Origin of the sequence: Nonomuraea sp. NPDC050643 (assembly GCF_040654715.1) — a bacterium.
Classification (GTDB): Bacteria; Actinomycetota; Actinomycetes; order Streptosporangiales; family Streptosporangiaceae; genus Nonomuraea.
This window is the reverse complement of sequence record NZ_JBFAIM010000060.1, coordinates 34,235-55,231: the sequence shown is the minus strand read 5'-3', so window position 1 is coordinate 55,231 and position 20,997 is coordinate 34,235. Positions and strand designations below refer to the sequence as shown.

The following is a 20,997-nucleotide window of genomic DNA, read 5'->3' as shown; positions in this document are numbered from 1 at the left end:
GGCCGGTCGCCGTGATGCCGGCATAGCCCGTCCGAGCTGCGTTGATAGACGTTTCCTGTCAAGCAATAGAAGAAAGTGATTGGACACGCCCGCCGACCATGCGTGACCTTGCAAGTGCAAGGCCTCTGATCGAAAGGCTGGTCATGATGTCGTCGCCGACGCAGTCTCTTGAAGATCGAGTACGTTCGGTCGTCGCGCGGCATCGCGACGACCGAGGCGCACTGCTGCCGATCCTGCACAGCCTCATGGAGGATCTGGGACATATCGACCCGGCGGCTATCCCGATCCTGGCGGACGAGCTGAACCTCTCGAGGGCCGACGTGCACGGCGTCGTCACCTTCTACCACGACTTCCGTCAGGCCGCGCCGGGCCGTACGACGGTCCGGATCTGCCGGGCGGAGGCGTGCCAGGCGGTGGGCGCGGCCGGGCTGGTCGACCGGGCGACAGACCGGCTCGGCATCGGCCTGGGGGAGACCACACCGGACGGGGCGATCACCCTGGAACAGGTCTTCTGCCTCGGGAACTGCGCGACCGGCCCGTCCGTCCAGGCCGGCGACCGGCTGTACGGCAGGGTCGGGCCGCAGGAGCTCGACCGCCTCCTGGGGGTCACCCAGTGATCGACGAGCCGGTAACCGTCTACGTCCCGCGCGACTCCGCCGCCCGTTCCGTGGGGGCCGACCAGGTCGCCGAGCGGATCGCCGAGGCGGCCGGCCCCAGGGCCCACGTCGTGCGCAACGGCTCCCGCGGCATGTTGTGGCTCGAACCGCTGGTCGAGGTGGCGACGCCGGCCGGCCGGGTGGCGTACGGCCCGGTGACCCCCGACGACGTCGAGCACCTGCTCGCCGCCGGGTTGCTGGACGGCGCCCCGCACCGTCTGTGCCTCGGCCCGACCGAGGAGATCGCCTGGCTGCGCGACCAGACGCGGGTGACCTTCGCCCGGGTCGGCGTCATCGACCCGGGCTCTCCCGGCGACTACACCGCCCACGGCGGGCTCGCCGGGCTGCGGCGCGCGCTGTCCCTCACCCCCGAGCAGGTGGTGGCCGAGGTCACCGACTCCGGGCTGCGCGGCCGGGGCGGCGCGGGCTTCCCCGCGGGCATCAAGTGGAAGACCGTGCTCGGCGCCGCGTCAGAGCTGAAGTTCGTCTGCTGCAACGCCGACGAGGGCGACAGCGGCACCTTCGCCGACCGGATGCTGATGGAGGGAGACCCGTTCACCCTCATCGAGGGGATGACGATCGCCGCCTGGGCGGTCGGGGCGAGCGAGGGCTACATCTACGTCCGCTCCGAATACCCCGACGCCGTGGCCGCGCTGCGTGCGGCGATAGACGCGGCCTATGCGCAGGGCTGGCTCGGCAAGCGGGTCCTCGGCCATGACTTCGCCTTCGACCTGTTCGTCCGGGTCGGTGGCGGGGCGTACATCTGCGGCGAGGAGACCTCCATGCTGGAGAGCCTGGAGGGCAAGCGCGGCATGGTGCGCGCCAAGCCGCCGATCCCGGCCCTGGAGGGCCTGTTCGGCAAGCCCACCGTGGTCAACAACGTGCTGACCCTGGGCTCGGTGCCGATGATCCTGGCCGACGGCGCGCAGGCGTTCGCGGGGCTCGGGGTGGGCCGCTCGCGCGGCACCCAGGTCTTCCAGCTCGGCGGCAACATCGCCCGCGGCGGCATCGTGGAGACCGCCTTCGGCATCACCCTCGGTGAGCTGGTGGAGGGGTACGGCGGCGGCACCCGGTCGGGCCGGCCGGTGCGGGCCGTGCAGGTCGGCGGCCCGCTCGGCGCCTACCTGCCGACGTCCCGGTTCGACCTGCCCATGGACTACGAGGAGTTCGCCGCGGCGGGCGCGATGGTGGGCCACGGCGGCGTGGTGGTGTTCGACGACACCGTCGACATGGCGGGGCAGGCCAGGTTCGCCATGGAGTTCTGCGCCGTCGAGTCGTGCGGCAAGTGCACCCCGTGCCGGATCGGCGCGGTACGCGGGGTCGAGGTCATCGACCGCATCGTCGCGGGCGAGAACAGGACCGCCAACCTGAAGCTGCTCGACGACCTGTGCCATCTGATGACCGAGGGTTCCCTCTGCGCGATGGGCGGCCTGACACCGATGCCGGTGCGCAGCGCCCTCACCCACTTCCCCGGCGACTTCGGAGCCACGACGGAGGAACGGCGATGAGCCTGATCAAGGAACAGGACTACGGCACTCCGGCGCGCTCGGGCGAGGCGACCGTGTCCGTGGAGATCGACGGCAAGACCGTGCTGGTCCCGGAGGGGACCTCGGTGATGCGCGCCGCGGCCGAGTGCGGCATCGACATCCCGAAGCTGTGCGCCACCGACAACCTGGAGCCGTTCGGCTCGTGCCGCCTGTGCCTGGTCGACATCGACGGCCGCAAGGGCTCGCCGGCGTCGTGCACCACGCCGGTGGCCGAGGGGATGAAGGTGCGCACCCAGACGCCCGAGCTGGCCGGGCTGCGCCGCGGCGTCATGGAGCTGTACATCTCCGACCACCCGCTGGACTGCCTGACCTGTCCCGCCAACGGCGACTGCGAGCTGCAGGACATGGCCGGCGTGGTCGGCCTGCGGGAGGTCCGCTACGGCTTCGACGGCGAGAACCACCTCGACCTGCCGACCGACAGCACCAACCCCTACTTCGACTTCGACGCGAGCAAGTGCATCGCCTGCTCGCGCTGCGTGCGCGCCTGTGGTGAGGTGCAGGGCACCTTCGCCCTGACGATCGAGGGCCGCGGGTTCGAGTCGAAGGTCGCCGCCGGCGCCGGCGGCACGTTCATGGAGTCCGACTGCGTCTCCTGCGGCGCCTGCGTGCAGGCCTGCCCGACGTCCACGCTGCAGGAGCGGTCCGTGGTCGAGCTCGGCATGCCGACCCGCAGCGTGATCACCACCTGCGCCTACTGCGGCGTGGGCTGCTCGTTCAAGGCCGAGCTGCGCGGCGACGAGGTCGTCCGCATGGTGCCCTACAAGGACGGCAAGGCCAACGAGGGACACTCCTGCGTCAAGGGCCGGTTCGCCTTCGGCTACGCCTCGCACCCCGACCGGCGGCTCAAGCCGATGGTGCGCGAGCGGATCACCGACCCCTGGCGCGAGGTGGAGTGGGCGGAGGCCATCGGCCACGTCGGCAGCCGCATGCTGGAGATCCAGGCCAGGCACGGCGCCGGCGCGATCGGCGGCATCAGCTCCTCCCGGTGCACCAACGAGGAGGTCTACGTCGTCCAGAAGATGGTGCGCGCCGCCTTCGGCAACAACAACGTCGACACCTGCGCCCGCGTCTGCCACTCGCCGACCGGCTACGGGCTCAAGCAGACGTACGGCACGTCGGCCGGCACCCAGGACTTCAAGTCCGTCGACAAGGCCGACGTCATCCTGATCATCGGGGCGAACCCGACCGACGCCCACCCGGTGTTCGGCTCGCGGATCAAGCGCCGGCTGCGCCAGGGCGCCCGGCTCATCGTCGCCGACCCGCGCAGGATCGACCTGGTGCGCTCCCCGCACGTCCAGGCCGAGCACCACCTGCCGGTCCGGCCCGGCACCAACGTGGCGCTGATCAACGCCATGAGCCACGTGGTGGTGACCGAGGGCCTGGTGGACCGGGAGTTCGTCGACGAGCGCTGCGAGGACTTCGCCGAGTGGGAGCGGTTCATCTCCGCCCCCGAGCACAGCCCCGAGGCGGTCGAGTCGATCACCGGCATCCCCGCGGCCGAACTGCGGGCCGCGACCCGCCTGTACGCGGGCGCCCGCAACGCCACCATCATGTACGGCCTGGGCGTCACCGAGCACAGCCAGGGTTCGACCATGGTGATGGGCATGGCCAACCTGGCCATGGCCACGGGCAACATCGGCCGCGAGGGCGTCGGGGTGAACCCGCTGCGCGGGCAGAACAACGTACAGGGCTCGTGCGACATGGGCTCCTTCCCGCACGAGCTGCCCGGCTACCGGCACGTCTCCGACGACGTGGTGCGCGGCACCTTCGAGACGCTGTGGGGCCGGGTGCTGCATCCCGAGCCGGGCCTGCGCATCCCCAACATGTTCGACGCCGCGATCGACGGCACGTTCATGGGCCTGTTCGTGCAAGGTGAGGACATCGTTCAGTCGGACCCGAACACCAGGCACGTCACCGCCGCCCTGTCGGCGATGGACCTGGTGGTCGTGCAGGACCTGTTCCTCAACGAGACCTCGAAGTACGCGCACGTCTTCCTGCCGGGCACCTCGTTTCTGGAGAAGAACGGCACGTTCACCAACGCCGAGCGCCGGATCAACCGGGTACGCCCGGTGATGGCGCCGCGGACCGGCAAGCACGAGTGGGAGATCGTCTGCGAGATCGCGCAGGCGATGGGCTACCCGATGAAGTACGACGACTCCGCGCAGATCATGGACGAGATCGCGATGACCACGCCCACGTTCGCGGGGGTGTCGTTCGCCCGGCTCGACCAGGTCGGCAGCGTCCAGTGGCCGTGCAACGACGCGGCGCCCGAGGGCACGCCCATCATGCACATCGACGGGTTCGTCCGCGGCAAGGGCCGGTTCATGCTGACCGACTACGTCCCGACGCAGGAGCGCAGCACCCGTAAATACCCGCTGATCCTGACGACGGGACGCATCCTGTCGCAGTACAACGTGGGCGCCCAGACCCGGCGTACCGGGAACACCGCCTGGCATCCGGAGGACCTGCTGGAGATGCACCCGCACGACGCCGAGGTGCGCGGCATCCGTGACGGCGACACCGTGGCGCTGGCCAGCCGGGTCGGCGAGACCAGCCTCCGGGTCAAGATCGCGGAGCGGATGCCGGTCGGGGTGGTCTACACGACCTTCCACCACCCGGTGACCGGCGCGAACGTCGTGACCACGGAGAACTCCGACTGGGCGACCAACTGCCCTGAGTACAAGGTGACCGCGGTCCAGGTGTCGCTGAGGCACCCGTCCCCGGCCTCGGCCTCGGCTTCGGTGAAGTGACCACGTGACCGAGACGCGAACGCCCCCGCACATCCGCCTGTCGAACGAGATCGCGGCGCAGTTCCGAACCCGCGAGCCGGCCTGGGCGGCCCAGCAGATCGCCGCCCACATCCACTCCTTCTGGGACCCCCGGATGCGGGCCAGGCTGCTCGCCGACGCGGGCGCCGCCGACGGCCGGCTGGACCCGCTCATCATGGCCGCCGCCGCGCTGCTGCCCCCGGCACGCGAGGACGGCTGACCGACCACACCGAGCACCCGGCCGAGCACCCGGCCGAGCACCCGGCCGAGCACCACGACCCCAAGCGATCCAGGTCACGGCCGGCCCCTGCCGCCGGTCGCGCTACCGGCGCGCTAGCGCCGGGCTAAGGGGCCGGACGAGCATCTGGGGTCATGGTTCACGTGCTGGTGGCGAGTCAGGTCCTGCTCGCCACGGTCTTCGTCGTCTCCGCGTACTCGAAGCTGCGCAGCCGTGCCGCCCTGCGGTCTTTCGCCGGCACCCTGCGACTGCTGCCCGGGCCGGCCCGGTTCCCGGCCGCCGTGGCGACGGTGGGCATGGAACTCGTGGCCGCGGCCACCTTGATCGTGCTGCCCCATGTGGGGCTGGCCGCCGGCGGGATGCTGTTGATCGCGTTCTCCACGTGGATCGCTGTTTCCCTGCGCGAGGGGCGGCGTGAGCCATGCCAGTGCTTCGGCGCGTCCGCGACCCCGCTCGGCCCGGTGCATCTGGTCCGCAACGGGCTTCTGCTGCTCGTTGTCGCGCTGGGTTCGGTGGCGCTGATGGTTCCCGGCGGCCCGGTGACCGTGGTCGGCCTCGCCCTGGCGGCGCCGGTGGGGCTGGTCGGCGCCATCCTCTTGATCGTCTTCGACGATATCGCCGATTTGTTCATGGAAGTCTCGGGGAGTGCGTGATGCCGTATCTGATCGTTGCCGTCGTCATGATCGGCGTGCTGTGCCTGCTGAATCTCCTGCTGACGGTCGGAGTGATCCGCCGGTTGCGGAAGCAGGCCGCGTCAGCGGCGTCCATGCCGTCCATGGCGGAAGGGCTCGCCATCGGGGAGAAGGTCCCGGAGTTCGCCGCCACCACCACCGACGGCGAGCCGATCTCCGATGAGCTGATCGACGGGCCCGCCCTGGTCGGCTTCTTCTCGCCGTCCTGCCAGCCGTGCAGGGAGCTGATGCCACGCTTCATCGACCATGCCCGCCGGACCCCGGCCGCCGTGCTCGCCGTCGTCGTCACCGGCGACATCGGCGACAAGGAGGCCGCCGCCGACGTCGAACGCCTCGCCGAGGTGGCACGTGTCGTGGTCGAGGCGCCTCAGGCCGCCATTCAGAGCGCCTTCCAGGTCACCGGCTATCCGACCGTCTTCGAGATCGGTGCGGACGGCAGGGTCGCCGACAACGATCCCGTGCTGCCCGCCACGGTCAGCGCATGATAGGAACGGCGAAGGCCGCCGTCGGGGTCGCCCTGCGCGCGGCCCCGGGACTGATGGTGGTCTATGTCCTGGTGATGATCGTTGAGGCGATCGCGCCGATCGCGGTGGCGTGGCTGACCAAACTGGTGGTCGACTCCCTGGCGGGACAGGGCTCGGCGGCCGAGCTGAGCACCCTCGCCGTGGGGCTGGCCGCCGCGGGCATCCTGGTGACGGTGCTGCCCCAGCTCATGCAGTACCTCAACAGCGAGATGGGCAGGTCGTTCACCTCCCAGACCACCACGCAGCTGTTCTCCGCGACGCTGCGGTTCGCCGGGTTGCGACGGTTCGAGGACCCCAACTTCCACGACCAGCTCCGGTTGGCGAAGAACAGCCTGTCGACGGGGCAGGAAGTCATCACCGGATCCCTGGGGGTCGCCAGCGCGGTGATCACGCTGGCCGGAATGGTCGGCTCCCTGCTGATGGTCAGCCCGGTTCTCACGGGGATCGTCCTGGCGACCGGGGTTCCCGCGCTGCTGGCGCAGTTGCGGCTGTCGCATCGTCGCGCCGCGATGATGTGGGACATCGGCCCGGCCGAACGACGCCAGATGTTCTACGGCGACCTGCTCACCACGATCGCGGCGGCGAAGGAGATCAGGCTGTTCAACAGCGGCCGTTTCCTGCGCGGCCGCATGATGACCGAGCTGCGCACGTCCAACGCCGCACGCCGCCGGATGGACATCAAGGAACTGTCCGTCGAGGGCCTGCTGACGCTGCTGGGCTCCGTGGTCGCGGGCGGCGGGCTGATCTGGGCCGTCATCTCCGCCGGCTCCGGCGCGTTGAGCATCGGCGACGTGTCCCTGCTGATCGTCGCCATCGGCGCGGTCCAGGCCGCCCTCAACGGGCTGATCATCGGTATCGCCTCTCTCCACCAGGATCTGCTCATGTTCGGCCATTACGTGGCCGTGACCTCGGCCGAGCCCGACCTCCCCATTCCCGCAGAGCCCGCGCCCCTGCCCCGGCTGCGCCAGGGCATCCAGCTCACCGACGTGTGGTTCCGCTACAGCGAGGATCACCCCTGGATCCTGCGCGGCCTGAACCTGTTCATCCCCGCCGCCGCGTCGGTCGCCGTCGTCGGCCTGAACGGGGCCGGCAAGTCCACCCTCGTCAAACTCCTGTGCCGGTTCTACGACCCGCAGCACGGAAGCATCACGTGGGACGGCGTCGACATCCGTGACGTGCACCCCGATGATCTGCGGCACCGCATCAGCGGAGTGTTCCAGGACCACATGGCCTACGACATGTCCGCGGCCGACAACGTCTCCATCGGCTTCGTCCCCGCCCGCGAGGACGAGAGCCGAATCCGCGGGGCCGCCCACGAGGCCGGGATCGACGACAAGCTCTCCTCCCTCCCTCGCGGGTACGACACCCTGCTCACGCGGACGTTCTTCGGCGAGGACGACAAGGACGACCCCGACACGGGTGTCGTGCTCAGCGGCGGGCAATGGCAGCGTACGGCCCTGGCCCGCGCGATGTTCCGCGGCCACCGCGACCTCGTGATCCTCGACGAGCCCTCCGCCGGGCTGGACCCCGAGGCCGAGGCCGACGTGCACACCCGGACCCGGCGCCGCCGCCACGGCGCCACCAGCCTGCTCATCTCCCACCGGCTCAACACCGTGCGCGACGCCGACCTCATCATCGTTCTGGAGGACGGCGCCATCCGGGAGGCGGGCCGGCACCACGCCCTCATGGCCGCCCGCGGCCCCTACGCGCGGCTCTTCAACCTCCAGGCGACCGGCTACCGCGAGCCGGACGAGGCGGTGGCCCTGTGAGGTGGATGCTCCTCGTCGTGGGCGGAGCGCTGGCCCTGCTGATCGTACGGCTGCGCGCCACGTACTCCGTGATCCGGGTCGATGGCGACAGCATGGCCCCCACACTGGCCGACGGAGATCGGGTACTCGTCCGGCGCGTGGCCGGGCCGGCTCTCCGCCGTGGTCAGATCGCGGTGGTGCGCGCTCCTCCGTTCGTGGGGGAGACCTTTCTCATCAAGCGCATCGTCGGACTGCCGGGCGATCCTGTTCCGCCATCGGTGGCGCCGGTGGTGGCCGAAGAGCGTATCCCCGTCGGCAATGTCGTCCTGCTCGGCGACAACGGCGAGGACAGCTTCGACTCGCGCGACCACGGCTACTTTCCGCTCGCCGACGTCCACGCCATCACGCGCCGAAGGCTTTCCCCCGGATCTGCGGGCCTGTCAGTAAAGGAGACGGCATAGATCGACCGACCAAGCTCTGAGACCGTAAACGAAGAAATGGATGAAGAAGCGTGAAGATCATCACGGGACTCGCGGACCTTGCCCTGGCGTGGGTCCTTCCCGAAGACTCCGCCGGCGCCGTCGTCAAGTGCTACAACAGGCCCATCGGCGGCTATTGGTGGGGCCGGTGCTATTACAACCCCGCCTGCGGCAGCAGGTCCATGAAGGACAAGTACGCGTGCAACTGGGGGCCAGGGAGCACCTTCGGGGTGCGGACCACTCTCGCTCGCAAGTGTTGCTAGCCGCCTAGCGACCACGCAGGGGCCGGATAATCGCCGTGACGGCGATGTCCGGCCCCTCGTGTGCGTCCGGACCTGCCCCGTGCCCTGAAGACCGCCGAGCGCACACCATCACCCGAGCCCCGGTATGGCACGAGTCGCCATGCCATACCCGAGACATACCTGCCATGAGCACAATGCCGATCGGAGGTGCACGATGTTCCAACTGTTGGGACGCCTGGCGGTGGTCGACGGCGGAGGCCGCGCGATCAACGTCCGGGCCGCGAAGCAGCAGGCGATCCTCGCCGTTCTCATGCTGCGTCCAGGCGGAGTGGTCAGCGTGGATCGGCTGATGACGGAGCTCTGGCCGGACGAGCCGCCGGCGACGGCCAAGGCGAGTCTGCAAACGTACGTCTACCGCCTGCGGCGCACTCTGGCGCCGCTGGCCGCCCACGGTGTCGACCTGACCACCTTCGGGAACGGCTACACCCTGGTCGTCCCGGATCGAGCGGTGGACGTCAGGGCGTTCGAGCAGTACTTCGCCCGGGGATCGGGGGCTCTGACCGCGGGCCGCCCGGAGGTGGCGGCGGGGCTGCTGCGGGAGGCGCTGGACATGTGGCACGGCCCGCTGGCGCCGGAGATCGACGTCGAAACCGTCCGCTGCGAGCGCCGCCGCCTGGACGCGATGCACCTGACCGCGTCCGAGCTCTGGGTGGAGGCGGAACTGCGGCTCGGCCTCCACAGCGGGGTCATCCCCGAATTGGAGCGCCTCGTCGAGGCCCACCCTTTCCGTGAGTCCCTGTGGGAGATGCTGCTGCGTGCCCTGGCCGGGCGCGGCCGCCGTGCCGAAGCGCTCGTCGCCTACCGGCGCATGCGTGACATCCTCAGCACGGAGCTCGGCATCGAACCGGCCGACCATTTACGCCGGCAGCATCAGGACATACTCCGAGGCGCGTCGCTCTAGCACCGGATCATCCTGTACGGCGTCCGGTTTCTCATGGGTTTCGCGCGACAAGGGAGTGCCCTCTGGCCGGTACCGGCCAGAGGGCACTCCCTTTTACCTGCCTAGGCGCACTGCTTTCTCGTGTAGACCGAGCAGTCGGTTCTCCAGCATTTGAAGTAGGCACAACAAATGCTGCCGGTGCAGGTCTGGTTGACGATGATGCAGCGTGCGGTGCAGGCGGCCTGCGCGTCGCCGGCCGGTACGACGAAGGCGACGATCCGGTCCGCCAGAGCGCTGATGGATTTCACCTGTCCCACCTTTCCTTCGGCGAATTATTCGCACACGATGACCGTCCGAACGGTGCAGTCGCCATTGGTGCACCGCATCCGGTAGCACCCGGGGGTCGGGCCGGGGCCGATCTGCACGCACCTCGGGGTGCACGCGGCGTCGGCCTTGACCGTGGGAATCAACCGGTCGATGAGCTTGTCCAGCATTCTGTTTCACCTCCTTTCCTGTCGCGGGTTCGCTGGGCGCGGATTTCACCAGGGTCTGCCTCGTGAAATCCGCGGGCTTGTGGACGGAAGAGCCGGTCCGTCGCGGATGGCCGCCGTCTCACGGGCGGAAGCGGTCCGGCGTCCCCGTCAACGGCCATGCTGCGGCTCCAGCTTCTTGACGGTGACGGCATGGAGGTCGTCGGCGTGGAAGAAGCCGTGCTCGCGGGAGTCGAAGCTGACCTCGGTGTTGTCACCGATCAGGACGAACCTGCCGGGCGGGACGACGTCGTCGGCGACGACCCTGCGTACCCGCTCCGGGACCGGGTCGCCGGGCAGGGCGGCAACACGTTTGATCAGGAATTCGCCGCCGGTCGGGTGCGGGTTCGAGACGACGGCGATCTGCCCTCTGCGCAGCGCCGCCAGGTCCGTGCGCCGGGCCAGGAGCCGGTCCCCATGGGTCAGAGCCGGGGCCATGCTGGTGCCGCTGACGCGGATCACCAGGTACGTCGCGCGCAGCCGTACGGTCAGCAGGGCCAGACCCGCGAGCCCGCCCGCCGCCACGAGGAACGCCCGCCTCACGACGCGCCGGCCGCACCGCTGCCGGGCGACCTGGCGAACGCGGCAACGGCGAACACGGCCCCGATCGGGACCTGGCACATGGGGAACAGGAGATCCACGAGGTGGATATTTCATGACCCCGCTAGCCCGGCCCTCGCGCGCCGCTAGCCCGACCGGGATCGGGCTCGTGGTCGCACTTGACACGTACTGGACGGAAAGTGGAACGCTCGTTTGCCACCTGAAACCCTTTTTCATGGGGCGGGAAAAAAATAGAGGGTCTTTGTTGATGGCGGCTGGATATTTACTGGATTCGTCGCGATTTCTTATGGGCGACCGGTTGACACCCAGGTCATTGGCCATGGGGGAGGTCGTGTGGTATTGATCACATGGCTTGTGTGGATTTGTGCACAGAGCGCCCTCTATCGTCATCCCTACTGTCTGCGAGTGGCAAACAACTGCCCCAAGTGACAGTCAGAAAGAAGGGTCACGAGTGAGAACGGTTCAGCAAATGAGTAACGGGCGATTCACCTGGCGGCGCGTGGCAGTGGGCACGGCGGCGGTAGGAGCGATCGCGGCGGTCGCCGCCAGCGCGGTGATCGCCACCCCCGCGGCTGCCGCACCGGATCGACGGGTGTCCCAGCTCGCCCAGGCGGTCGCGGCTCCCGCCCCGCACGGTCACGCCCACGCGGCCGGCGCCGCCGGCGTGGCGGAAACGGCCGGCACGGTCGCTTCGGCCAGGAAGTACTACTTCGCTGCCGGGCTCCTGGGCAGGAACGAGGTGCCCGAACCGGGCAAGAAGGTCAACGATCGGGACGGCGTGGCCGTCGCCAAGTTCCGGATCAACGGCAACCGTTTCTACTTCTTCGTCCAGTGGCGGAAGACCGGCAATCCCACTGCCTTCCACATCCACAAGGGCAAGGCGGGCGTGAACGGCCCCGTCGTCATCGACCTGCTGAGCAACGGCAGGATCCGCGGCAACACGGCCTCCGGCTCCGTACGCGTCAAGAGCAGCCTGCTCAAGGGGATCAAGAACAACCCCAAGAACTGGTACGCCAACCTGCACACCGCCCAGTTCCCCGACGGCGCGGTCCGCGGCCAGCTCCACAAGGGCGGTCACTGGTAGATCGCATGCCGCGGCAGGGCACTCCACAGGGGGTGGCGTGCCCTGCCGCGGCATGCCGCGAGCGAGCCGCCGGCCGGCCTTCGGAAGGTGGCCTCACGACGTCACACTGTTGTCGATGTCCCGGAAGACGACGACCGAGTAGACGAAGGGCTCCTTGACGCTTCCTCGCCCTTGTTGGCGGCATTGTGGTGCAGGCCGATGGCCCGTGTGGCCCTCCCGGAAGGTCCTCGCATGTTTCTGATTCACGGTAGGGAGGGCGTCTTTACGACAAGTGGACGAATGTGCGGGTGACCCCCGTCCATGTCAGGGTCGGACGCCGGGCCGGCGCCCGAGGGCGAATCCACGAAGTCTCCACTGTTCGTCAACTGACCTTGCGTAATTTCCCGGAAGCGGCCCTGATCCGCCCGCACTCGCCGGAGCAGAATTCCGGGGGCTGTCGCGAAGATACTTTTAGGAACTCGGGCGGAGCACCGGGGAACACCAGATGTCGGGACCACCATCCGTCGCCGCAGGGGGAATCATCATGTCGACCTCGGAGCTCGAGCACCGCGTCAGCTCGGCGGACCTCGTCTCGGCACTCGCCGCACGCGCGCCCAAGATCGGAGGTAACGACGGAGGCTGGCCCGGTCTGACGCTCTACCGCTTCACCGAGCCGATGGCGCCCACCTGGGAGGAGATTCAGTCACTGTCGCTCGGGATCGTCGCGCAAGGCAGCAAGGCGGTGATCGTGGACGGCACGCGCTACGTCTACGACCCGTTCAACTACCTGGTGATCAGCAGCAACCTGCAGTTCCAGGCCGAGATCCTGCAAGCCAGCCCCTGCGAGCCGTTCCTGTCCTTCGTGCTGGAGATCGACCCGGCGCTGGTGCGGAAGGTCTCCACCGACATGCTCGGTCCGCGGTCGGAGGGCTTCGATGCGGTTCCGGAGCAGGGCGAGGCCGACCGGTGCATCGTCTCGCCGCTCGATCCGGAGCTCATGGCGGCGGTCCTGCGGTTCCTGCGGGCGCTCGACAGCGGAGCCGATCGGCGGGTGCTGGCGCCGATGTGCGTCGAAGAGATGGTCTACCGCGTGCTGCGCCGTGAGCAGTTCTCCCGGATGCTGCACATCGCGGCCAGGCAGTCCGCGCACCACCCGATCTCGGCCGCGCTCACGTTCGCATGGGCGCACTACGCCGAGCCCCTGACGGTCAACGATCTGGCCAGGCAGGTGGCCCTGAGCCCGTCGGCGTTCTCGGCCCTGTTCCGTGAGGTCACCGGCCGTACGCCGTACCAGTTCCTGAAGGAGTACAGGCTCGACCGGGCGCGCGAGCTGCTCGTCGATCGCCCGATGAGCGTCGCCGAGGCATCCCGTGCCGTCGGCTATGCGAGCGTCTCGCACTTCATCAAGGAGTTCCGCAACCGCTTCGGCGTCACGCCGAGAGCCTACGTCGACGCGCACAACGTGGAAGCCGGGCTGCGCAGGCAGCGTTCGGAGGCCGAGTAGGGCCTTCACGAACAATGCATGTCGGGCGAGCGGCCCGGGCGCCACGACCGGGCTGGGAATGGGCACTGATCGCGCAGGATCACAGTACTCGCCGGCTTCGCGGTCCGGTTTACTGACGAATCCAGGTGATCCGTGAGCCGTCTCGACGAACAAGGTGGGTACACACGCGTGGCTGCGCCAATCCTTCCCATCGGCAGGGATGGGGAGGACCGATCGGCTGCCGTCGGCTCCCTGCACTTCCGGATTCTCGGTCCGTTGCGGCTCTGGCGGGACGGCGTCGAGCTGGACGCCGGACCGCGCCAGCAGGCCTTTCTGCTGGCCCTTCTCCTGGCCAGGGAAGGACGGCCGACCTGCACCGACGAGTTGATCGATCTCATCTGGGCCGATGATCCGCCGGCCAGTGCCCTCAACGTCATCCACAAGTACGTCGGCTCGCTGCGCCGGCTGCTGGAGCCCACGCTGTCGGCGCGGGACTCCGGCTCGTACCTGCAGCGGCGTGGCAACGCCTACCTCTTCACGGCGGACGCCGGGATGCTCGACCTGGTCGTGTTCCGAGAGCACGTCGAGGCCGCCGGGACCGCCTTGGCGAAGGAGCGCCACGAGGAGGCCCTCGACAGCTACGTGGAGGCGTTGGACCTGTGGCAGGGCTCCGCGGGGGAGGGGCTGAGCGAGGGACCGGCCGCGATCTCGATCTTCGCGAGGCTGGACGGCCAGTTCTTCGACGCGTGCACGGCGGCGGCCGAACTCGCGGTGTCGCTGGGCCGGCCCGAGCGGGTGCTGCCGTCACTGCACCTGGCCGCCACGATGGCGCCGCTGCACGAGCCGGTGCAGGCGAGCCTCATTTCCACCCTGGGCGCCGCCGGTCAGCAGGCGGAGGCGCTGTCGGTGTTCCGCGCGGTCCGCACCCGTCTCGCCGCCGACCTCGGAATGGACCCCGGCCAAGCCCTGGACACCGCGCATTGGCGGGTATTGAACCAGAACCTGACGGCGGCCGGGGCCGTGACCGTCCGGCGACCCTCCCGACGCTCGCCCGCGCCCCCGAGAGCCGCCGCGGCAGTCGGAACACCGCCTGGAGGCGGCCTGGTCGGGCGGGCCGAGGTGCTGTCGGCGCTGCGGCAGGCGATCGATCCTGTCTTCACCGGCGGCACGGGGCTCGTCGTCCTGGAGGGCGAGCCGGGGATAGGCAAGACCCGCCTGCTGGAGCAGATCGCCGCCGAGGCGGATCAGCGCGACGCCGGTGTCATCTGGGGCCATTGCCTGGAAGGTGAGGGAACGCCGTCCATGTGGCCGTGGATACAGGTGGTCCGCAGGATGCTGGACGAACTGCCCGACGTGGCGCGGGAGAAGTGGCCGGCCGGCGAGCTCGGCCACCTCCTCGGGCCGGACGGCGACGCGCTCAGCGGGTTGGCGGCACCCGACAGCAGCGCCCGGTTCCGGCTGTTCGAGGCGGTCCTCGCCGCCGTCGGCGAGGTCGCCGCGCGGCGCCCGGTGCTGCTCGTGATCGACGACCTCCAGTGGGCGGACATCGCGTCGCTGCGCCTGTTCAGTCACCTGGCGGCCCGGCTGCCGGCCGGCACCGTGATCATCGGCGGGCTCCGCGACCGTGCGCCCGCACCCGGACTGGCGCTGGCGCGGACGCTCGCCGCGGTGAGCCGGGTGCCCGGTCACTGCCGCATCCGGGTCGGTCCGCTCGGCCTGGCCGACGTGGCCGAACTCGTCCGTCGCGAGATCGGCCGGGATCCCGGCCCGGCCGCCGTCCACAACATTTACGCGCGTACCGGCGGCAACGCGTTCCTCGTACGGGAGATGGCCCGGCTACCCGCCGGCAGCGACGTGCTCACCGAGGATGCCGTGGCGCGCGTGGGCGTGCCGTCCACCGTGCGGGATGTCGTCCGTGACCGGATGACCGGGCTCGACGACTGCGCCGGGCACCTGCTCCAGATCGCCGCGCTCATCGGCCGGGACGTCGACCTCGGCCTGCTCGCCGCTGTCGCCGACCTCGACCTGCGGACCTGCCTTGAACACCTGGGGCCCGTCGAAGCACTCGGCCTGCTCGAACCCACACCCGGGGACCCGTTCTCCTTCCGCTTCTCGCACGATCTGGTCCGCGAGTCGGTCACCGAGTCCACGCCACCAGGACGGGCGATCCCGCTTCACCTGCGCGTCGCCGACGCACTCGAGCGCACCGGCTCCTCCTGCGAGAACGTCGCGGAGCGCGTCGCACACCACCTGTGGGCCGCCGGCCCGCTCGCCGATCCGCGCCGGACCGCGGCGGCGCTGGTGCGCGCAGGCCGTCACGCGGCGGCCAAGTCCGCGCTCGAGGCCGCCGAGCGACAGCTACGGTCGGCCGTCCGGGTGGCGCGGACGGCGAACCTCGCGGAGCTGGAGTTGTCCGCCCTGTCGCAGTTGGCCGCGGTCGCGGGAATGCGTTCGATGTACGGCACCTCGGCGGTGGAACCGCTGGAACGCGCGGAGCACCTGGCCCGGAGCCTCGGCCGGGAACTCGACGCCACCGTCTTCCTCTACTCCCGCTGGATGGCGCACGCCCAGGGCCTCGAGAAGGACCGAAGCAGGCCGCTGGCGCGCCGGTTGCTGGAACAGGGTGAGGCGTCCGCCGAGCCGCTCGTGCGCGCGTACGGCCTGCAGGCGTGGGGGTTGCAGCGATTCAGCGACGGGAACGTCGACGAGGCTTTCCGCCGCCTGAGCGAGGCGAGCCGGATCCTGCTGACCCGTGTCGTCCGCCGCGATGAGGATCCCGTCTGGTACGACCTGAAGCTGCTGATGATCGGGATGCTGGCGGAGGCGACCGCGCTGCACGACGACGTCGACGGCGCGCGCTCGCTGCTCGACAGCCTGGAAAGCGCCGGCGACGATCCGTTCACGATCACGGTGTGGGCCGCCCACGCGGCCAGGACGGAAGCAACGGTCGGCGACCCGGTCCGAGCCCTGCGCGCGGTGGAACGGGGGATCGCCGCCGACCCCCACTTCTCCTTCGTGTTCCTCGGTACCTACCAGCGGCTGGTCCGGTGCTGGGCGCTGGCCATGACCGGCGAGGACCCGGCCGCCGCCGCGACGGAGGCCGAACGGCTCATCGCCACGAACCTCCTCGATCCGCCGCGGGCGAGTGTCTCGACCTGCTACGGACTCCTCGGTGAGATGTGGCTCGTCATCGGGGCGCTCGACAGGGCCGCCACGGCCCTCGACCGGGCCGACGCCTGCCTCGATCTCTACGATCAGCGCTACGCGGAGGGACTGCTCCTCCTGCTGCGGGCGCGACTGCTGCGGGCGGAAGGGGCGCCCGTCGCGGAGGTCAGAGCGATGGCCGAGAGGTGCCGTACGTTGTCCATCGAACGTGGGACCCACCTGTTCGCGCGGCGGGCGCAAGAGTTCCTGGCCACGTTGGACGAGCGGCCGGCCGTCCACTGATCCACTCGTGGCCATGGGGAGCGCTCCGAAGACGAGCATGATCGGAGTTCGGCGGCAGGGGCGTGGTGAGCGGCTCCGGCCATCGTGCGGGGCCATCGTGTCGGGGCCATCGTGTCGAGTCAGGCGTCGTCGTGCCGCGGGTCGTGGTCGTGGGGTTCGCCGCGGGCCGGCCTCTCGGCAGGCTTCCGCGTACGTTCGGCGGCCCTGGTCGTACGCACCTTCTGGAGGGTGGCGCGCATGGTCGTCAGGCTGTCGGCGCAGCGTCGGCGGGCATCGTCCATGCGGCAGACGGCTGCTTGGGCGGCGCCGAGCCGGCCGGTGAGGGCCCGATGATGGTCGGCGGTCTGCTCACGCAGGGCGCGCGAACGCGCGAGAATCGGCGAGATCGGCGACATCGGCACAACCGGCATGATCGGCACGGTCGGTGGCGGATCGACCGGCTCGGGGCAGGGTGAGGCCGGCGGCCAGTGCCGAGCAGGGGCCTGGACGTTGCGTGCCCGGCGCAGCCGGGGCAGATGCCGAGCCGGCAGGGCGGGCGGGGCGTCGAGGGGGCGGCTCTCGACGGCGATGGCCGCCAGCGCCGCGGTCACGCTGGCGTACAGCGCGATGGTGGGCCGGATGTCCGCTTCGGCCATCAGGTCGAGCAGCCGGTACAGCGTCGGCCGGGCTTCGGCGATGGCCAGGTGGCCGCCCTTGGCCTGCAACGCCCGGTGCGTGTGCGTGAGTTGATCGAGCCCGCCCAGGTCGCAGAACGACAGGTCGCCGGCCGCCACGACCACGTGGGTGACGGGGGAGTGCGGAATCGGATCAAGGACGGCGGCCAGGTCGGGCCTGGTGGAGGCGTCGAGCTCGCCGTTCAGGACGATCACCAGGGTGGTGTCGCCGACCGAGAGGAGCCGAATCGACAGCTGCATGGCGCTGACACATCTCCCTGTTTCGAGGCCATCCCTCGGCTCTCATTCTCCTGCGTTCTCTGATCGTGGGCCAGTACGGGCGCCAACCTCCCGGCAGGCCACCGAGGACACCGCGCCGTGGACGAGGCGGGTCCGGTTCGGTGTCTGATCCAGGATCGGGCCCGAGGGTCAGGCCAGCGCCTCGTCCAGGCTGTCGTAGAGCGGGAGGACCTTGGCCAGGCCGGTGATCCAGAGGATTCTGGCGCGGGTGTAGTCGACGCCGATCAGGGCGAACCTCCCGCCCGCGGCCTGGCTGGCCTTCCAGTGGTGGATGAGCAGGCCCAGCGCGCGGGAGTCCATGAACGTCACCCCGGACAGATCCAGGATCATGGACGGGCCGGCCTGGGACAGGTATTCGGCGAACTGCTCACGCCGGGTGGCGTCCAGGAAACCCTCGACGGTGATCACGGCGATGCCGTCGACCAAGGACGTCGTCAGCCGTAGCGCCGCGGCTTCCGGCTCGTCGCCGGCAGGCGTTCTCACGGTGTCCTCATGGGGTCATCGTAGGGCGAGGAGGGCGGGGCAGAAACGCCCGGCGTACGTCGCCGATCGGGGAGCGAGCCGGCCACGACGGGCGAAGCCGGAAGTTCGGACGGCGGCATACGACTGTTGGGCCGCCTCGGACCGGGATAGCGTAGACCGTCGGTGTCCCCCAAATGACGGTGTGAACAGACTCGATCATGAACTCTGAGTTCGAGCTGCGCTGCCCGATCAGCGCCAACCTGGAGCTCATCCGCAGGCTTGTGCGCGCGCATGCCCGCCAGGGCGGCCTGCGAGGTGAGCGGTTGGACGATCTGGTGTTCGCGGTCAACGAGGCGGTCACCAACGTCCTCGACCATGGCGCCGGCAGCGGCCTGGTCATCGCCCGCACCAGCGCGCACGCCACCACCGTGGACATCGTGGACCCGGCCGGCCGGCTGAGCGCCCACCATCTCACCGAGGCCCAGGGCACGTCCCCCGGCTCGGGCAGGTTCGGCCTGTGGGTGATCCAACGCCTGTGCGACCGCGTCGAACTCGAGCAGAGCGACCAGGGCTCACGCCTGCGGCTGCACATGCACCATACCGGTCCGCGACCCTACAGCCACGACCTGGACCAGACCGGGACGGCCTCCGGCCACGGCCGTCCCGGCGGCCATGAACACATGTCCAACGGTTACGGCCTGGCTTGGGGTAATGGCTGGGCCGGCGACGAGGTGGAGGACGGCTGACCCTTGCCGTGTGAGAGCCCGCCGCCGTGTGGGCAGGACGAGGCGGGGCGCGCACTTGCCAGTCGGCCCCGGCCGGTGAGTCGGTCGGGCGGCCAGGTCTTCCGGCGTGGTCGGCGAGAACACCGCCCGTGTCGCGGGCTGCTTGTCAAGGTTGGCCAGGTCGTCTGAAAGCTGTGCGCGATAGGCGGCAAGCCTGCCCGGCAGGTCTGCCCCTCCGGCAGGTCGGGCAGGCGCGGCGCAGACCGCACCCCCGATGCGGCCGGCAACCGGTAGCACGCTGGGCGCCGGAGTGGATGCCCGCTACGCCCGAGCGCTACGCGATTCACGTGGTCACTGCCTTCTGCCGGTTAATACTGTCGGTCGTGACCTGGACACGGCTGGTGTGGTGGGCACAGCCTGGAGAGGTGGACGAATCTGAGCGCCGGCACCTTCTTGCCGAGTTGGCCGCCCGGGCCGCCGATCTGGTCACCAGGCTGCAGGGGGAACGGGCCCGGCTCCAGGTGAACGGGCAGGACACGGCCTGGGTGGATCAGGTGCTGGGTGAGATGGAGGTGCTGGCGGTCGCGACGCTCGACCTCACCGTGGCCGGGGCCATTCGCGCGGTGATCGAGCGGCACGGCGGCGGGCCGTACCCGGCCGAGGACCTGGCGGCGCTCGCTGGAGTGCCACTCAAAGACGCGCAGCGCGTGCTGGACCAGGTGGTCCGTGCCGGACTGGCCACTCCGCCCGCCCAGCGGCCACCGGAAGCATCACCTTCGTGACCGGGCCCACCTGACTCGCGGCTCGGCCATGTGCGCCTCGGCGATCCGCGCGGAGAGCTCGGAACAGCGCACCCGGCCCTCCGGTCCCAGCGCCACGATCTTCTGGTCACCGGCGCCGCCCGCGGTGTGGGCGGGTACGCCCTCGCCGCCTCCGGTGTCCTGGAATCGCGGGTGGCCGGCCGCAGCCGCGACGGCCTACGACAAGGTTCGTGAAACTCATTCCCAATCGGAGCCGAATCCCGCGAAGAAGAACGAGGCATCGAAGTTCCTCGAATCGATGAACATGGTGATGCCCAGCCCGAAAAAGATGGTGTGGTTCAACTGAATGGTGTTCTGCGGCTTGATCGCGAGCAGGTCGCCACAGATCGTCGGCGTACGCTCCTCCACCCGGTTGGTGTTGTCGTAGATGTGGACCTTGGTGATGCAGCTACTCACATCCGACTGGCCCAGAATGAAGATTCGCTTGAGCTTCGGGCGCGCACCCCCCAGGATCACGGGGGTGGGCATCGGCACGTGGAACCATTGCTGAGTTCCCCTTTGCAGTTTGAACTGCGTACCGAAGCCGAATTTGACCGTCTGGACGAGGTGCGGCGTTTCGGGGACGACCGCGTTGCCGTGGATCCACCACGCGGTGAGCGCCATGATTCCTCCTGCTCATTCCGGGTACGTTGCCGCTCCAGAATCGCCTCGTGTCGTCCACGGCGCATGAGTAGCCCTTGCCCAGCTCGGGCGGGCGGGTGAGCCGCGGCCTGACGGCTCACCGACCAGTTCGCCGAACGCCTTGCTGGGCACGTTGACGTCCTGGAAGATCTCGCCGCCGGAGGCGATCCAGCCGTCGAGCCCGTCCAGCAGCGCGCCTACCCGGGAGTAGCCGAGCTGCCGCAGAACGCTCATCGCCCGACGGGCGGGAGCGTTCGCGTCGCCGTGGACGACGATGGGGGTGTCGCGGCGGGGTATGCGCCGCCAGGCGTCCAGCTCCAGCCGGGAGAGGGGGAAGTTGGCGGCCCAGAGCGGGTGCCCCCGCGCGTACACCGCCTCTTCGCGGACGTCGGCGATGACGACCTCGTCGCGGTGCAGCAGCAGCGCGCGCACCTGCGCGGCGGGGATGTCGGTGGTGCCCGGTGGTGTGGCGCTGCCGCTCATCGGCCGGCCGCTCC

At 69.8% G+C, this 20,997-nt stretch carries 22 protein-coding genes; 15 read left to right on the top strand and 7 right to left on the bottom strand.

All coding sequences use genetic code 11. From position 1 onward, the window contains the following. The first annotated feature begins 98 nt into the window (after window positions 1–98). The 10 genes from AB0I15_RS50020 to AB0I15_RS49975 all read left to right on the top strand — a co-directional run bounded on the left by AB0I15_RS50020 (window position 99) and on the right by AB0I15_RS49975 (window position 9,855). Window positions 99–617, top strand: a complete 519-nt coding sequence (locus AB0I15_RS50020) for an NAD(P)H-dependent oxidoreductase subunit E (RefSeq protein WP_358113424.1) — start codon at window positions 99–101, stop codon at window positions 615–617. Continuing rightward, the gene (locus AB0I15_RS50015; protein ID WP_358113422.1) at window positions 614–2,164 is read left to right on the top strand and encodes an NADH-ubiquinone oxidoreductase-F iron-sulfur binding region domain-containing protein; all 1,551 of its coding nucleotides are present in this window, start codon (window positions 614–616) and stop codon (window positions 2,162–2,164) included. Before AB0I15_RS50020 ends, AB0I15_RS50015 begins: the two co-directional genes overlap by 4 nt. Continuing rightward, window positions 2,161–4,953, top strand: a complete 2,793-nt coding sequence (fdhF, locus tag AB0I15_RS50010) for a formate dehydrogenase subunit alpha (RefSeq protein WP_358113420.1) — start codon at window positions 2,161–2,163, stop codon at window positions 4,951–4,953. The genes AB0I15_RS50015 and fdhF overlap by 4 nt, the downstream gene beginning before the upstream one ends. 4 nt (window positions 4,954–4,957) lie before the next feature. Then, complete coding sequence (locus tag AB0I15_RS50005) at window positions 4,958–5,191, top strand: formate dehydrogenase subunit delta (protein ID WP_358113418.1); 234 nt, start codon at window positions 4,958–4,960, stop codon at window positions 5,189–5,191. Between the two features lie 152 nt (window positions 5,192–5,343). Beyond that, window positions 5,344–5,862: a MauE/DoxX family redox-associated membrane protein gene (locus AB0I15_RS50000; protein WP_358113416.1), complete on the top strand. Its 519-nt coding sequence runs from the start codon at window positions 5,344–5,346 to the stop codon at window positions 5,860–5,862. Continuing rightward, the gene (locus AB0I15_RS49995; protein WP_358113414.1) at window positions 5,862–6,386 is read left to right on the top strand and encodes a TlpA disulfide reductase family protein; all 525 of its coding nucleotides are present in this window, start codon (window positions 5,862–5,864) and stop codon (window positions 6,384–6,386) included. The genes AB0I15_RS50000 and AB0I15_RS49995 overlap by 1 nt, the downstream gene beginning before the upstream one ends. Further along, a complete protein-coding gene (locus AB0I15_RS49990) occupies window positions 6,383–8,194 on the top strand; it encodes an ABC transporter ATP-binding protein (RefSeq protein WP_358113412.1) in 1,812 nt (603 codons plus the stop codon). Before AB0I15_RS49995 ends, AB0I15_RS49990 begins: the two co-directional genes overlap by 4 nt. 5 nt (window positions 8,195–8,199) lie before the next feature. Next, window positions 8,200–8,634, top strand: coding sequence for a signal peptidase I (gene lepB / locus AB0I15_RS49985; protein WP_358113410.1), 435 nt, complete (start codon window positions 8,200–8,202; stop codon window positions 8,632–8,634). A 50-nt stretch (window positions 8,635–8,684) separates the two neighbouring features. Beyond that, window positions 8,685–8,915: a hypothetical protein gene (locus AB0I15_RS49980; RefSeq protein ID WP_358113408.1), complete on the top strand. Its 231-nt coding sequence runs from the start codon at window positions 8,685–8,687 to the stop codon at window positions 8,913–8,915. A 193-nt stretch (window positions 8,916–9,108) separates the two neighbouring features. After that, on the top strand, window positions 9,109–9,855 hold the full coding sequence (locus tag AB0I15_RS49975; protein ID WP_358113406.1) for a BTAD domain-containing putative transcriptional regulator: 747 nt from the start codon (window positions 9,109–9,111) through the stop codon (window positions 9,853–9,855). Between the two features lie 101 nt (window positions 9,856–9,956). On the opposite strand, the gene AB0I15_RS49970 is transcribed toward AB0I15_RS49975, so the two are convergent. From AB0I15_RS49970 to AB0I15_RS49960, 3 genes are all read right to left on the bottom strand, one after another. Further along, a complete protein-coding gene (locus AB0I15_RS49970) occupies window positions 9,957–10,142 on the bottom strand; it encodes a hypothetical protein (protein ID WP_358113404.1) in 186 nt (61 codons plus the stop codon). 24 nt (window positions 10,143–10,166) lie between these two features. Then, window positions 10,167–10,328: a hypothetical protein gene (locus AB0I15_RS49965; protein WP_358113402.1), complete on the bottom strand. Its 162-nt coding sequence runs from the start codon at window positions 10,326–10,328 to the stop codon at window positions 10,167–10,169. A gap of 147 nt (window positions 10,329–10,475) precedes the next feature. After that, entirely contained in the window at window positions 10,476–10,907 is a 432-nt protein-coding gene (locus tag AB0I15_RS49960) for a S26 family signal peptidase (RefSeq protein WP_358113400.1), read from the bottom strand. Between the two features lie 487 nt (window positions 10,908–11,394). On the opposite strand from AB0I15_RS49960, the gene AB0I15_RS49955 reads away from it, so the two are divergent. From AB0I15_RS49955 to AB0I15_RS49945, 3 genes are all read left to right on the top strand, one after another. Further along, window positions 11,395–12,009, top strand: a complete 615-nt coding sequence (locus tag AB0I15_RS49955; protein ID WP_358113398.1) for a CHRD domain-containing protein — start codon at window positions 11,395–11,397, stop codon at window positions 12,007–12,009. Between the two features lie 523 nt (window positions 12,010–12,532). Continuing rightward, window positions 12,533–13,492, top strand: coding sequence for an AraC family transcriptional regulator (locus AB0I15_RS49950; protein ID WP_358113396.1), 960 nt, complete (start codon window positions 12,533–12,535; stop codon window positions 13,490–13,492). A 255-nt stretch (window positions 13,493–13,747) separates the two neighbouring features. Then, on the top strand, window positions 13,748–16,918 hold the full coding sequence (locus AB0I15_RS49945; protein WP_358113394.1) for a BTAD domain-containing putative transcriptional regulator: 3,171 nt from the start codon (window positions 13,748–13,750) through the stop codon (window positions 16,916–16,918). 119 nt (window positions 16,919–17,037) lie between these two features. On the opposite strand, the gene AB0I15_RS49940 is transcribed toward AB0I15_RS49945, so the two are convergent. Together AB0I15_RS49940 and AB0I15_RS49935 are read right to left on the bottom strand one after the other, a co-directional pair. Then, window positions 17,038–17,832, bottom strand: a complete 795-nt coding sequence (locus AB0I15_RS49940; RefSeq protein ID WP_358113392.1) for an STAS domain-containing protein — start codon at window positions 17,830–17,832, stop codon at window positions 17,038–17,040. A gap of 168 nt (window positions 17,833–18,000) precedes the next feature. Beyond that, window positions 18,001–18,354 carry an STAS domain-containing protein gene (locus AB0I15_RS49935; RefSeq protein ID WP_358113390.1) on the bottom strand — a complete coding sequence of 118 codons (354 nt, stop codon included), beginning with the start codon at window positions 18,352–18,354 and terminating at the stop codon, window positions 18,001–18,003. A 197-nt stretch (window positions 18,355–18,551) separates the two neighbouring features. Between AB0I15_RS49935 and AB0I15_RS49930 the strand changes: the two genes are divergently transcribed. Together AB0I15_RS49930 and AB0I15_RS49925 are read left to right on the top strand one after the other, a co-directional pair. Then, window positions 18,552–19,079 carry an ATP-binding protein gene (locus tag AB0I15_RS49930; protein ID WP_358113388.1) on the top strand — a complete coding sequence of 176 codons (528 nt, stop codon included), beginning with the start codon at window positions 18,552–18,554 and terminating at the stop codon, window positions 19,077–19,079. Window positions 19,080–19,441: 362 nt separating this feature from the next. Beyond that, window positions 19,442–19,840 carry a hypothetical protein gene (locus tag AB0I15_RS49925; RefSeq protein WP_358113386.1) on the top strand — a complete coding sequence of 133 codons (399 nt, stop codon included), beginning with the start codon at window positions 19,442–19,444 and terminating at the stop codon, window positions 19,838–19,840. 216 nt (window positions 19,841–20,056) lie between these two features. Here the strand turns inward: AB0I15_RS49925 and AB0I15_RS49920 are convergent, their stop codons facing one another. Both AB0I15_RS49920 and AB0I15_RS49915 read right to left on the bottom strand, forming a co-directional pair. Continuing rightward, window positions 20,057–20,482: a DUF6623 family protein gene (locus AB0I15_RS49920; RefSeq protein WP_358113384.1), complete on the bottom strand. Its 426-nt coding sequence runs from the start codon at window positions 20,480–20,482 to the stop codon at window positions 20,057–20,059. 12 nt (window positions 20,483–20,494) lie between these two features. Next, entirely contained in the window at window positions 20,495–20,983 is a 489-nt protein-coding gene (locus AB0I15_RS49915; protein WP_358113382.1) for a rhodanese-like domain-containing protein, read from the bottom strand. Window positions 20,984–20,997 lie beyond the last annotated feature (14 nt).